Annotated in this window: 13 protein-coding genes; 4 read left to right on the forward strand and 9 right to left on the reverse strand. The window is 64.3% G+C overall.

The window, feature by feature from the left end; translation table 11 throughout:
* Nucleotides 1-7 precede the first annotated feature (7 nt).
* Nucleotides 8-2,569, forward strand: a complete 2,562-nt coding sequence (gene glgP / locus GMST_RS04470) for an alpha-glucan family phosphorylase (protein ID WP_183353429.1) — start codon at nucleotides 8-10, stop codon at nucleotides 2,567-2,569.
* 6 nt (nucleotides 2,570-2,575) lie between these two features.
* On the opposite strand, the gene flhB is transcribed toward glgP, so the two are convergent.
* From flhB to GMST_RS04510, 8 genes are all read right to left on the reverse strand, one after another.
* A complete protein-coding gene (flhB, locus tag GMST_RS04475) occupies nucleotides 2,576-3,637 on the reverse strand; it encodes a flagellar biosynthesis protein FlhB (RefSeq protein ID WP_183353430.1) in 1,062 nt (353 codons plus the stop codon).
* A gap of 4 nt (nucleotides 3,638-3,641) precedes the next feature.
* Nucleotides 3,642-4,427, reverse strand: a complete 786-nt coding sequence (gene fliR / locus GMST_RS04480; RefSeq protein ID WP_183353431.1) for a flagellar biosynthetic protein FliR — start codon at nucleotides 4,425-4,427, stop codon at nucleotides 3,642-3,644.
* Nucleotides 4,428-4,429: 2 nt separating this feature from the next.
* Entirely contained in the window at nucleotides 4,430-4,699 is a 270-nt protein-coding gene (fliQ, locus tag GMST_RS04485) for a flagellar biosynthesis protein FliQ (RefSeq protein ID WP_183353432.1), read from the reverse strand.
* 126 nt (nucleotides 4,700-4,825) lie between these two features.
* The gene (gene fliP, locus GMST_RS04490; protein ID WP_183353433.1) at nucleotides 4,826-5,584 is read right to left on the reverse strand and encodes a flagellar type III secretion system pore protein FliP; all 759 of its coding nucleotides are present in this window, start codon (nucleotides 5,582-5,584) and stop codon (nucleotides 4,826-4,828) included.
* Entirely contained in the window at nucleotides 5,581-6,048 is a 468-nt protein-coding gene (gene fliO / locus GMST_RS04495; protein ID WP_183353434.1) for a flagellar biosynthetic protein FliO, read from the reverse strand. The genes fliP and fliO overlap by 4 nt, the downstream gene beginning before the upstream one ends.
* Nucleotides 6,045-6,350, reverse strand: coding sequence for a flagellar motor switch protein FliN (fliN, locus tag GMST_RS04500; RefSeq protein ID WP_183353435.1), 306 nt, complete (start codon nucleotides 6,348-6,350; stop codon nucleotides 6,045-6,047). The genes fliO and fliN overlap by 4 nt, the downstream gene beginning before the upstream one ends.
* A 2-nt stretch (nucleotides 6,351-6,352) precedes the next feature.
* Complete coding sequence (fliM, locus tag GMST_RS04505; RefSeq protein WP_183353436.1) at nucleotides 6,353-7,333, reverse strand: flagellar motor switch protein FliM; 981 nt, start codon at nucleotides 7,331-7,333, stop codon at nucleotides 6,353-6,355.
* A 12-nt stretch (nucleotides 7,334-7,345) separates the two neighbouring features.
* The gene (locus GMST_RS04510) at nucleotides 7,346-7,897 is read right to left on the reverse strand and encodes a flagellar basal body-associated FliL family protein (protein WP_183353437.1); all 552 of its coding nucleotides are present in this window, start codon (nucleotides 7,895-7,897) and stop codon (nucleotides 7,346-7,348) included.
* Nucleotides 7,898-8,529: 632 nt separating this feature from the next.
* On the opposite strand from GMST_RS04510, the gene GMST_RS04515 reads away from it, so the two are divergent.
* The 3 genes from GMST_RS04515 to GMST_RS04525 are packed head-to-tail and all read left to right on the forward strand — an operon-like array spanning nucleotide 8,530 to nucleotide 10,395.
* Nucleotides 8,530-9,201, forward strand: a complete 672-nt coding sequence (locus tag GMST_RS04515) for a hypothetical protein (protein ID WP_183353438.1) — start codon at nucleotides 8,530-8,532, stop codon at nucleotides 9,199-9,201.
* Nucleotides 9,198-9,740, forward strand: a complete 543-nt coding sequence (locus GMST_RS04520) for a FlgO family outer membrane protein (RefSeq protein WP_183353439.1) — start codon at nucleotides 9,198-9,200, stop codon at nucleotides 9,738-9,740. Before GMST_RS04515 ends, GMST_RS04520 begins: the two co-directional genes overlap by 4 nt.
* A gap of 22 nt (nucleotides 9,741-9,762) precedes the next feature.
* Nucleotides 9,763-10,395: an OmpW family outer membrane protein gene (locus GMST_RS04525; protein ID WP_183353440.1), complete on the forward strand. Its 633-nt coding sequence runs from the start codon at nucleotides 9,763-9,765 to the stop codon at nucleotides 10,393-10,395.
* A 470-nt stretch (nucleotides 10,396-10,865) separates the two neighbouring features.
* On the opposite strand, the gene GMST_RS04530 is transcribed toward GMST_RS04525, so the two are convergent.
* Entirely contained in the window at nucleotides 10,866-12,062 is a 1,197-nt protein-coding gene (locus tag GMST_RS04530) for a hypothetical protein (protein WP_183353441.1), read from the reverse strand.
* Nucleotides 12,063-12,077 lie beyond the last annotated feature (15 nt).

Consider the following 12,077-nt stretch of genomic DNA (forward strand, 5'->3'; position numbering starts at 1 on the left):
GTGCGTCATGAACCTCACCAGGACGCTACACCGATTCACCGTAGTTCCCTCCCTCCCCAAGGAGCTGGCAGGGTTGGCCCGCATCGCTTACAACCTCTGGTGGAGTTGGGATTCCGACGCCATCGGCCTCTTCCGCCGGCTCGATCCCGAGCTCTGGCGGGTCACCCGCCACAACCCGCTGGAAATGCTCGGGAGCCTGCAACAGGCCACCCTGGACAGCCTGATGGCGGACGAAGGGTTCATGTCGCACCTCGCCCAGGTTGAAGAGAGCCTGGACGCCTACCTCACCGCGCGCACCTGGTACCAGCGCCACGGCAATCCCGGCGCGCGCATTGCCTACTTCTCCATGGAGTTCGGGCTCCACGAATCCCTCCCCATCTACTCGGGGGGCCTCGGCATCCTGGCCGGGGACCACCTGAAATCCGCGAGCGACCTGGGGCTGCCGCTGGTCGGCGTCGGGATCCTCTACCGCCAGGGGTACTTCCGCCAGTACCTGAACCTCGAGGGGTGGCAGCAGGAGATCTACCCGGAGAACGACTTCTACAACCTCCCCCTGCACCTGGAGAAGGACCCAAGCGGCCTGCCGCGGCTTTTGGAGCTGGAGATCTGCGGGCGCGCGGTGAAGGTGCAGATCTGGCGGGTCCAGGTGGGTCGGGTGCGCCTGTACCTGCTGGACACGAACCTGGAGGGGAACCTCCCCGCGGACCGGGAGATCACCACCCGGCTCTACGGCGGCGACCAGGAGATGCGCATAAAGCAGGAGATCCTGCTGGGGATCGGCGGCGTCCGCGCCTTAAGGCTCCTCGACCTGGAGCCGAACGTCTGCCACATGAACGAGGGGCATGCGGCCTTTCTCGCCCTGGAGCGGATCCGGATCCACATGGAGGAGGAGCAGCTCACCTTCCCCGAGGCGGTCGAGGCGGTGCGCGGCGGCAACATCTTCACCACCCACACCCCGGTCGAGGCCGGCATCGACCACTTCCCCCCCGACCTTTTGGAGAAGTACCTGGGGCACTACTACCGCGGTCTGGGGCTCGCCCCGGAGGCCTTCCTCTCGCTGGGGATGCAGACCCCGGAGCGCCCGGGGGAGAGCTTCTGCATGGCGGTCTTGGCCATGAAACTCTCCAACCACTCGAACGGGGTGAGCGAGCTGCACGGCGAGGTATCCCGCAAGATGTGGGCGGACGTCTGGCCCGACCTCCCCGAGGAGCAGCTGCCGCTCACCTCGATCACCAACGGCGTGCACCAGAACACCTGGCTTTCCGAGGAGATGGCGGCGCTTTTGGTGCGCTACCTGGGGACCCGCTGGATCGAGGAGCAGGGGGCCGAGCAGATCTGGCACAAGGTGACCCGGATCCCCGACGCCGAGCTCTGGCGCACCCACCGCCGCGGCACCGCCCGCCTGGTGGACTACGCGCGGCGCACCCTCAAGGGGCAGCTGCAGCAGCTGGAGGCGAGCGCCAAGGACATCGCCAACGCCGTCGAGGTGCTCGATCCCGAGATCCTCACCATCGGCTTCGCCCGCCGCTTCGCCACCTACAAGCGCGGCACGCTCCTTTTGCACGACAAGGAGCGCCTGGCCGCCATCCTGAACCACCCCACCCGCCCGGTGCAGATCGTCTTCGCGGGGAAGGCGCACCCGGCCGACCACCAGGGTAAGGAGCTGATCCGCCAGATCGTGCAGCTCTCGCACCAGGAGCGCTTCAGGCGCAGCATCGTCTTTCTCGAGGACTACGACATCTCGGTGGCGCGCCACCTGGTGCGCGGGGTCGACGTCTGGCTCAACACCCCCTTGCGCCCCCTGGAGGCGAGCGGCACCTCGGGGATGAAGGTCGCCTTCAACGGGGGCTTGAACCTGAGCATCCTGGACGGCTGGTGGTGCGAGGGGTACCGGGGGAACAACGGCTGGGCCATCGGGCGCGGCGAGGTGTACGACGACCTCGCCTACCAGAACGAGGTGGAGAGCCGTGCCATCTACGACCTTCTGGAGAAGGAGATCGTGCCGCTTTTCTACAACCGCGACGTGGACGGGATCCCGCGCGGCTGGACCGCCTGCATGAAGAACTCGCTGCAGTCGCTCTGCCCGGTCTTCTCCACGGACCGGATGGTGCGCGAGTACACCCGGCGCTGCTACCTGCCGGCCTTCGAGCACTGGGAGCGCCTGAACCGGGACGACAAAAGGCTCGCGGTGGAGCTTGCGCACTGGAAGCAGAAGCTGCACGGCCTGTGGGGGCAGCTCTCCATCGACGAGGTGCAGGCGGAGATCGACCGCGAGGTCACCGTGGGGGACCGGCTCTCCATCAAGGTGCGCATCAGCACCGGGGAGATCCCGCTCGCAGAGATCGCGGTGGAGGCCTACTTCGGGGTTCTGGACTCGCAGGGGAGCATCATGGGCGGGGAGCTGGTGCCGCTGGAGCCGGCCGGCACCAAGGGGGGGAGCTGGAGCGGGCACTTCGAAGGGGAACTCGAGTGCCGGTTCTGCGGGCGGCACGGCTTCATGCTGAGGGTCATGCCGCGCCACCCCGAACTCGGCCCGGTCTACGCGCCGGGACTGGTCCTTTGGGGCTAGCAGCTTCTACATCTTTCCTTTCAGGCTGTACACATAGGCCAGGATTTCCGCGACTGCCGCGAAGAGCGACTCGGGGATCTCCTGGCCTTCCTCTACCTGGCTGTAGAGCTCGCGCGCCAGGAAGCGGTTCTCCACCAGGGTCACGTTGTTTTCCCGCGCCATGATCTTCATCTGCAGCGCCATCTGGTCCACACCCTTGAACAGCACCACCGGGGCCGCGTACTTGGTGCGGTCGTACTTGAGCGCCACGGCGTAGTGGGTCGGGTTGGTGACCACGACGTCCGCCGTCGGGACGATCTGGCGCATGCGGCGCCGGGCCATCATGAACTGCTTCTGGCGTATCTTCCCCTTGACCGCCGGGTCCCCCTCGGTGTTCTTGTGCTCGTCCTTCACCTCCTGCTTGGTCATCTTCAGGTTGTCCAGGAAGCGCCACTTCACGAAAGCCAGGTCGATCACGGCCAGGACGATCAGCACCCCGCAGGTGTGCAGCATGATCTTGAAGGAGATGTGCCCGATGAACTCCAGGATCCCCGAGAGGTCCTGGTCCACCAGGAAGATGATGCTCTCCAGCTCCTCCGTCAGGATCTTGTACGCCATGTAGCCGACGATCAAAAGTTTGACAAGGGACTTGCAGGCCTCGAACAGGGAGTCCTTGTTGAAGAGCTTGTTCACCCCCTGCAGCGGGTTCACCTTGTTGAAGTCGAGCTTGAGCTTCTCGGAGCTTACGTTGAACCCGGTCTGGCCCAGTTCCACCACGAGCCCCGCCGCCAGCACCACCAGGAGAAACGGCCCGAGGATCATGGCGAGGTACCCCAGCTGCTTGATCATCAGGGTGTGCGCCCCGCTCGCGGTGAGCTCGGTGCGGGTAAGGTTCCCGAAGATGTCGTGCATCTCCCCCTTCAAGGTGCGCAGCATCATCCCGGACGTCGCGTAGAGCCCGGTCATCGCGCAGATCAAGGATACGGCGGAGGTCATCTCGCGGCTGTGCGGGACGCTCCCCTTGCTCCTAGCGTCCTGGATCTTCTTGCTTGTCGGTTGTTCTGTTTTGGAGTGTTTGTCGTCGGACATGGCGCTAGGAGAGCAGCTTGAAGAGGAGCCTCATCTGCCCCTGCATCGCCCCGAAGGTCCCCTCGAGGACGCGCAGGAAGACCGGCAGGGAGATCCCCAGGATGACGAAGCCGATGCCGATGTTGAGCGGCATGCTGACCATGAAGACGTTCATGGCCGGGAAGCTGCGGGCCATGATGCCGATGGCCACGGTGGTGGCCAGGAGCGCCACGGCAACCGGGGCGGCCAGCTTGACGGCGATCACGAAGACGCCGGTCGAGGCCTCGAGCAGGAACTTGAGCAGACCGGGACTGGTGTGCCAGGCACCGACCGGGATCACCTGGTAGCTCTCGACGATGCCGCGCAGGAAGAAATGGTGCACCCCCAGGGTGAGGAAGACCAGGGTGGCCAGAGCCCCCTGGAACATCGCCATGGTCGGGACGTTGTTTTGCGTGGTGGGATCGAAGAGGGTCGCCATGGAGAGGCCGATCTGGGTGCCGACCTGGTGGCCGCAGAACTCGACCGCCGCGAAGACCATCTGGGAGATGAGCCCCAGGGTGAGCCCGACCAGGGTTTCCAGGATGACCAGGAGGGCAAGCGAGATCGCGTCGTCCACCGGAGGGAGCACGCGCGGTTTGACGATGGGGAAGAGCATCAGGGCCATGGTGAAGATCAGCGGGGCCTTGATGCGGCTGGAAACCACGCGGGAGCCGAAGACCGGGATCGCGGCGAAGAGCCCCGCCACCCGGGCGAGCACCAGGCCGAACGGGATGACGTCGTTCAGCGCTTTGATGGGCAGTGTTTCGAACACCGCTAGTGCCTCATGTTGGCGATCATCCCGAAGATCTCCCGGGTGAAATCGCTCATGAAAGACATCATCCAAGGGAAGAAGATGACCATGGCGATCATCACGGCGGCGATCTTGGGGACGAAGACCAGGGTCGCCTCGTTGATCGAGGTGACCGCCTGGAAGATGCTGATCAAAAGGCCCACGACCAGGGCGCAGATGAGCATCGGCGCGGAAAGCATCAGCACCGCCTCGAAGCTGCGGCGCCCCAGCTGTACAACCAGTTCGGGTGTCATGTAAAACCTCCAGAAAGCAGGTCGAGGTTAAGGTTGAGGCAGAGAAACGGGTTGAGGTTAAGAAGAGGCGCGCGGCCGGGACGGACCCGGCTGAAGTTCGACGGGAAGGCCCAACCTGCCTCACCCTTACCCGAAGCTCTTGACCAGCGAGCCGATGATGAGGCCCCAGCCGTCCACCAGGACGAAGAGCAGGATCTTGAAGGGGAGCGAAATCATGACCGGCGGCAGCATCATCATCCCCATCGACATGAGCACCGAGGCGACCACCATGTCCAGCACCAGGAACGGGATGTAGACCAGAAAGCCGATCTGGAAGGCGGTCTTCAGCTCGCTCACCACGAAGGCCGGAATGAGGGTGAGGGTCGGGATGTCGTCGACGTTGCGCGGCCGGGGGAGCTTGGAGAGCGACAGAAACAGGGCCAGGTCCTTCTCCCGCACCTGGGAGAGCATGAACTTGCGTATCGGCGCCACGCCGCGCTTCAAGGCCTCTTCCTGGCTGATGGTCTGCGCCTTGTAGGGCTGCAGCGCCTGGGTGTTCACCTGCTGCCAGACCGGCGCCATGATGAAGAAGGTGAGAAACAGGGAGAGCCCGATCACGATCTGGTTCGACGGGGCCTGCTGGGTCCCCATGGCGCTGCGCAAAAAGGAGAGCACCACCACGATGCGGGTGAAGGAGGTGGTCATCATCAGGAGGCTCGGCGCCAGCGAGATGACCGTCATCATGAAGAAGATCTGCAGCACCACCGCCACATCGGCGGGCTTGGAGACCTTGCCCATCCCGACGCTCACCGTGGGGAGGGACAGCGGCTCGGCGCCGGCCGTCGCCACGAGGGCCAGGGAGGCGAAAAGAACCAGGAGCGCACCCAGAAGCTTGTTATTTTTCACGCAAAACCGCCACTTTTCTTCTGCAGGCAGAGATCCGCCATCCCGGTGGATGCCGTGATCTTCCTGAGCTTGTTCACCAGGCTGGTCGGGATCAAGGTGGCGCAGCCGCGCTCGTCCACGATCTCGATCTCCTCGAGCATCTCGACCTGCTTGATGAGGTTGATCCCTTCACCGGTGTTGGAGAGCAGGAGGTACTCCCCCCCCACCTCCACCAGCATCAGGGACTTCTTGGGCGCCAGGTGCCTGGTCTCCACGACGCGGATGTAGCTGAACGGGGTCCCCCCTCCCTGCGGGAGCTTCAGGTAGCGCCCGGCCAGATAGTAGAGGATCAGGATGATACCGATCACCAGGACCAGGGATCCCAGCATCCTGGCGAAGCTGCCGGCCAGATCTGCACCGTCCGAGGCGAAGGCCCCGGCGGGAACCAGCAGCAACGCTCCTGTCAGCGCACCGAGCTTTCTCATAGCACCTTGTCCACCCTCTCGTTGGGACTCACGATGTCCAAAAGCCGGATGCCGAACTTGTCGTTCACCACCACCGCTTCGCCGCGCGCCACCAGCTTCGAGTTGACGAAGACGTCCAGCGGCTCGCCGGCCAGCTTGGTCAGCTCCACCACCGAACCCTGGTTCAGCTGCAAAACGTCGCGCACCAGCATCTTGGTCCGCCCCAGCTCGACCGTGAGCTGCAGCGGGATGTCCATGATGAACTCGAGGTTCTTCATCTGCGGGACTTCTTTCTGATCTTCCAAGGCAAGTTTCTCACTCATATTCAGGAATTCCCCCCCTCACGCAAGGGGCGGCTGATCTGCACCGCCTTGTTCCCCCCGCTGACTCCAGCAATGCCCATGAATTTCTTGGTCCCGCCCACCTTGACCAGAAGCTCGTTGCGGCTACTACCTTCCAACATGACGGTGTCTCCCGGAGTGAGCTCCAGGAGTTCCGACAGGGTTATCGTGGCGCCCCCCATCTCGACCGAGAGGTCGAGCGGCGCGTCCAGCAGTTCCTCGGAGAGCCGGTAGGACCAGAGCGGGTCCACGGCCATCATCTCGGTCTGCACGCCACGCTTCAGCTTGTCGCGGATCGGCTCGACGGTCAAAAACGGGATGGCCAGCGTCATGTTGCCGACCGTCTCCTCGATCTGGATCTTGAGCGACATGGTGACCACCTGGTACTCCGGCGGCACGATGTTCACCAGACGCGGGTTCATCTCCATGCGCAAAAGGTTCATGTTGACCGGGCACAGCGGCGCCCAGGCACGTTCCAGGTCGGCCAGCACGTCCTTGACGATCTTCTCGATCAGCCTGAGCTCGATCGAGGTGAAGAGCCGGTTGATCCCCGGGCCGATGGTGACCCCGCTGCCGCCCAGGATGCTGTCCACGATGGTGAAGACCAGCGTCGAGTCGAAGGCGACCAGGGCGGCACCCTTCAGGGGCTCCATCTTGTAGATCGCCATGCAGACCGGCGACGGGAGCACGCTCATGAAGTCCCCGAACTTGAAGGGACGCGCCTCCTCCTTCTTGATCTCCACCATGCGCCCCAGCCGGTTGGACAGGGTGACCCGGTTGTAGCGGATGAACCCGTCGTAGACGATGTCGAGGTTCGGGATGACCCGGTGCGCCTCGATGTCCAGCAGGTCGAACTGCTCCGCCTGGGGTCCGCTTTTGGCCAGCTCGAGTTCGGGGTTCAGCGTCCCCTCGAACACGGCCGCGACCAGGGCGTCGATCTCTTCCTTGGTGAGAAGTTTCTCCATCAGGGGATCCCTTTACTGCACCACGAAGTCGGTGAAGTATACCTTGCTGACCTTGTTGGTGCCGATGATCCGGCTGGTAGCCGAAAGGATCTGCTCTCTCAGGGTGTTCTTGCCCTGCAGATCCTGGATCTCCTGCATGGTCTTCGTGGTGAGCAGAATCAGGATGGCGTCGCGCAGGGCCGCGGTCTTGGTGTCGAGTTCCGGCTTCACCTCGGCGTTTGCCATCTCGAACTCCACCTTGAGTTTCAGGTAGCGGATCTCCTGGCCGTCGTAGATGTTGACGATGAAAGGCTCGAGGGGGTAGCTGCTTGCGCTGGCCTTCCCTTCCTTGCCTTCGCCGTGACCGCCGGCTTCGGCGGGCTTGGCCTCGCCGTGGCCGCCCTCGGCCTTGGCGTCCGCCTTGGCTTCCACCTTCTGAGCGGTCTTATGGTCACCCTTGCCACCCATGACGACTGCGGCACCGCCGCCGACAGCCAAGAGAGCTACCGCCGCGCCGACGATGATCAGCAGTTTCTTTTTATCCTTCGGTGGTGGGGCATCCTGGTTTTTTGCCTGTTCGGCCATACCGGTTCTCCTTTTGCGCTTGTCGCTTGATAGCGTAACGTCTGAGTCCCTTTGCAACCAGGGTGCCAGTTCGAGATATTTCTCCCCCTTCTCGGGCAACATCCCTGCTGCCGTCGGCATCTCCGTGAAATATCGGCCGGGACTGCCCCCCTGTTCCGGCCATGCCGGCGGGGTGGTCGCCGGGCCAGACGCCGGGCTTTTGAACCGATCCGGTCAATGTTTTGACTGCCAGCGCCTAAGCCCCCCGCGTTTCCGGGCCGGCCCCGGCTGTCAAATTGTTCGCGGGTGACCGCCTTGGGCCCGACACCCGCCCGGCCCCGGACCTCTGCCCCCCGGCACCGGCCCGCGCGAGCCGCTTCCGGGGTTTCACCGGCGCCCCGCCAGGCGCAGCTCCCGGCAGGCCCGGCGCCGGTCCTGCCGGCCACGCGCTCTCCGGGACGGCTCGGGAAAAGCGCAGGGGCAGCGCCGAAAGTTTGGCAGGGGGCTTGCATCACCCCTGCCGTAGTGTAACGGTCGGGCCAAGGGCACCGACAGCGTCCGGGCGACCCGCATTGCTTATAGGGGGAAGCCGGCGTATCAACCTGGCCTGTGGCGGCGCGCTCCGTCCTATCCGGCAGTGGAGGTTTCATTTCATGGTTCTGCGTTTGGCTCTCTTTCTCGCTCTGCTGACGGCGCTCGGCTGCGCCTCGCGGGTTCCCGTGGCTGTCAACCACTCCCTGACCACCCAGAAAAAGGCCAAGGCGGCCCACCACTGGGACGTGCTGGCCGAGGACATCGCGCAGCAGACCAAGCTTGCCCTGTCCGACCCCAAGAAGCCGTTTCCCAAGAAGCCGATCTACATCAGGCCCGGCGGGGACTCCGCCTTCGACACCGCCTTCCGCAACTTCCTGATCACCCGGTTGGTGAACCAGGGGGTACCGGTGACCGCGGAGCCGCGCGAGGCGCTCGCCATCAGCTACGACACCCAGCTGGTGCGCCACGACAGCAACCGCTACACCCACATTCCGGGGACGCTCACCACGCTGGCGGCCGGGGTCTGGGTGATCCGGGACCTGGCGGCAGGGGCGGCCGCCGATGCGGCCCCCGCCACCCTGGGGCTCACCGCGCTCGCCGACTACGCCCTGGGGCACTACGCCGGTGGCGCGACCCACACCGAGCTCATCGTCACCACGACGATCCTGGATCACGCGAGCTACCTGTTCAGGAAATCCGACATCTACTACCTGGAAGACGAGGACACCGGGCTCTACAGCAGCGCGGCCCCGAGCCGTCCGGTGAAGGAACTGGGGGTGGTGGCACGATGAGACACGTACTTACGGCGCTGGCGCTGACCCTCTTTACCGGATGCGCCTCCCTTTCCGGCTCGACCCAGCCCGACGGGGACGACTTCTTCATGCAGTCCAACTACCGCGCGGTGGACCAGCTCTTGACCCACATCCCCGCCTCCAAGGCGCTGAACCGCCAGCAGCCGATCGTCGTGGCCTCCCTGGTGAACATCGACGACCTGTACAGCTCGCGGCTGGGGCGCACCCTCTCCGAACAGCTCGCCACCCGGCTCACCCAGAGCGGCTATTCGGTGGTCGAGCTCAAGCTGCGCGACAGCATCTTCGTGAAACAGCTGCAGGGCGAGCTTTTGCTCTCCCGCGAGCTCAAGGACATCACCCGCACCCACAAGGCCCAGGCGGTCCTGGTGGGGACCTACTCCGAGGCCAACGGCCAGGTGTACCTCACCATCAAGCTGGTCGGCGTGGCAGACAACGTGGTCATCTCGGCGCAGGACTACCTGTTGCCGCTCAATTCCAGTGTCCGGTCGCTGCTTTGGGGCAGCGCCAAGCAGCCCTAGTCCGGCGTAACCAGGAGAAACCATGAGAAGTTCGCACGTCAGAATTTTGTTGTCCTGCCTGCTGGTGGCCTGTGCCGCCTCCGGCGCCGCCGCAGCCGAGGTCGGCAGCGGCTACCTCTCCGTCAAGGGGGGGAGCTACCTTCCCAACGGCAAGAGCGGCAGCCTCAAGAGCTTCGATACCGGCTACAACGCCGAGGTGGCCGTCGGCTACCGCGCCGAGAAGTACGCCGCCATCGAGATCGGCACCGGCATCTTCAGTTCTTCCAGCACCGTCAGCAATGCCGACGCCAGCTCCAAGATGAGCCTCTATGGGATCCCGGTGACCGCGACCGCCAAGGCCATACTTGACCTGGAGAAGCTGGACCTCTTCGCCGGCGCGGGCCTCGGCTACTACTTCGCCTTCGTCGACAACGACGTCACCTTCAACCAGGGCCCCCCTCCGGTGCACGAGAGCAGCCACGGCGGCGCGCTCGGCTATCACCTGGTACTGGGCGGGGACTACAAGCTCTCCGAGCGTTTCAGGGTAGGCGCGGACTTCAAGTATTTCGTCGCCAAGCCGGAGCTGGAGCTTACCGACGCGCAGAACGTGAAGACCCGCTCCAAGTGGGACGTGGGCGGCACGGTCATCAACGCGGGGATCAAGTACCTGTTCTAGCTAAAACGTAGTAGTAAGAGGATCAAAAGGGATGCGCCGCCGGCGCATCCCTTTTTTGTTCGGAACTCTCCCGCAAAAAAGGTGCGGCTCACGACAATTTAAGACTCTGACTTCTTTTGCATTCAGCTTTGCGGCCGATTCCTCGTCCCCCCTTTGCGAAAGTTCCTCCTGGAATTTCGGGGAGACCACATCTCCCCCGCCCTTGACGGGAGGGGGTCGGGGGGTGGGTGAAGCTGCCATCGGCAATGAAGTCGGGGCACCTTCCCCCTCACCCTGTTCCTCTCCCGCAAGGGGAGAGGGGACCCGAGTGCCGCCGGCCGCGTCCCCGGCATGAACGACCTCCCGGGATTTCCGCGCCCCCCTTTTGCTTGCCAAAAAAAAGAAGCTCCCCCGGGCCGGCGGCCGGGGGAGCTTCTTTGTGCGCGTCAACGTTTCGACGGCAGCGTCGGACCCGCCGCCACGAGCTGCCGTTAGGGGAGTACCGGCACCACGTTGGCCGTCTTGATCTCGAAAAGTGCCGTACCGTCGAAACCGAAGAGCTGGGTCCCGGAGATCTGGAAGTCGCCGGTACTGGGGATGACCCCCGGTTGCGCCACATAGGTGACGGTGGCGAATTCCCCGAGAGCGAAACCCGGATCCGCTATGACGGCGAGCGTGAGGACACCCGGAGTGCTGTCGGTCGGGTCGCTGTAATTGAGCCCCGCCGTGGCCGCATGGCTCGCCTTCCCGGAGGTCACCACGACAGGAGTCCCGGCGCCGTTCTTCTTGAGGGTCACCCCGGCGGGGAGGGTAAGCGTGGTCTGCAGCGAGGTGATGGGAGCCGTGGCTTGGCCCTCGGTGTACAGGTACAGGGTGCCGGTGAAGTAGCCGACCTGGCCGATACCCGGCGGAAGGCTGCCGACGCCGGTGTGGTTGTGGCTGGTGTCGTTCAGAAAGTCGCTGACCCCCTGTTTGAAGTCGTTGACGCTGGTTGCCGAGAGCCGCTCGGTCGCGGCCAGTTCGCTGTACCAGGAACCAAGTACGCTCTCCACCGAGCCGGCGTTTGCTGCCAGCTTCGAGATCCCGGCCAACGCAAGGGTGTAGTTTCTCTGGTTGTCGCTCGCAGCGGCCATGGCGGTAACGCCGGGATCTACCGGGGGGGTGGCCACCACGTCGAACTGGAACAGGTTCGATACCAGGGCATTGGCGGCCCGCACCGCGCTTGGAGCCAGCTGGGTGCCGGTGCCCAGGGCCTTGCGGGTGGCAAGTTCGGTAAGCGGGGTAACCGATACGCTCACCGCGCTGCTGCTGTCGATCACCTGGGCGGCCCGCAAGGGTGCCGACTCGCTGACCGTGGCGCTCGACCCGGTCGCCTCGTCGGTGTAACTGCCGCTCACCTGGACCAGAACCACGCCGGTGTAGCTCCCCAGGTTCGCACTGTAGAAGCCGGCCGAGTCGGTGCTGGTGCTCTTCAGCAGGATCTTCCCGTTGAGGTCGCCGTTTGACGCGGGGGCGTAGATCTCCACCTTCCCCTGCTTGATGAGCCCCTTGGAAGCCACGCCGCTTATGGTGGTAACCGAGGGGTTCGGCCCGCCGGGTGAACCGGTGCTGCTCCCCCCGCCCGCACAGCCGGCAAGGAGCAGGAGGATTTGAGCTGCTGCTAAAAGGTAACCCTTCTTAGTACTCATGATTTACCACCTTGA

This window comes from Geomonas silvestris, assembly GCF_014193515.1.
Lineage (GTDB): Bacteria > Desulfobacterota > Desulfuromonadia > Geobacterales > Geobacteraceae > Geomonas > Geomonas silvestris.

What these genes read in the sequence shown, in the direction of transcription:
- glgP (WP_183353429.1), top strand. Translation starts at nt 8, where the DNA reads ATGAACCTCACCAGGACGCTACACCGATTCACCGTAGTTCCCTCCCTC.
- GMST_RS04525 (WP_183353440.1), top strand. Translation starts at nt 9,763, where the DNA reads ATGAGAAGTTCGCACGTCAGAATTTTGTTGTCCTGCCTGCTGGTGGCC.
- fliQ (WP_183353432.1), bottom strand. Translation starts at nt 4,699, where the DNA reads ATGACACCCGAACTGGTTGTACAGCTGGGGCGCCGCAGCTTCGAGGCG.
- GMST_RS04530 (WP_183353441.1), bottom strand. Translation starts at nt 12,062, where the DNA reads ATGAGTACTAAGAAGGGTTACCTTTTAGCAGCAGCTCAAATCCTCCTG.
- GMST_RS04520 (WP_183353439.1), top strand. Translation starts at nt 9,198, where the DNA reads ATGAGACACGTACTTACGGCGCTGGCGCTGACCCTCTTTACCGGATGC.
- fliN (WP_183353435.1), bottom strand. Translation starts at nt 6,350, where the DNA reads ATGAGTGAGAAACTTGCCTTGGAAGATCAGAAAGAAGTCCCGCAGATG.
- fliO (WP_183353434.1), bottom strand. Translation starts at nt 6,048, where the DNA reads ATGAGAAAGCTCGGTGCGCTGACAGGAGCGTTGCTGCTGGTTCCCGCC.
- GMST_RS04510 (WP_183353437.1), bottom strand. Translation starts at nt 7,897, where the DNA reads ATGGCCGAACAGGCAAAAAACCAGGATGCCCCACCACCGAAGGATAAA.
- fliM (WP_183353436.1), bottom strand. Translation starts at nt 7,333, where the DNA reads ATGGAGAAACTTCTCACCAAGGAAGAGATCGACGCCCTGGTCGCGGCC.
- flhB (WP_183353430.1), bottom strand. Translation starts at nt 3,637, where the DNA reads ATGTCCGACGACAAACACTCCAAAACAGAACAACCGACAAGCAAGAAG.
- GMST_RS04515 (WP_183353438.1), top strand. Translation starts at nt 8,530, where the DNA reads ATGGTTCTGCGTTTGGCTCTCTTTCTCGCTCTGCTGACGGCGCTCGGC.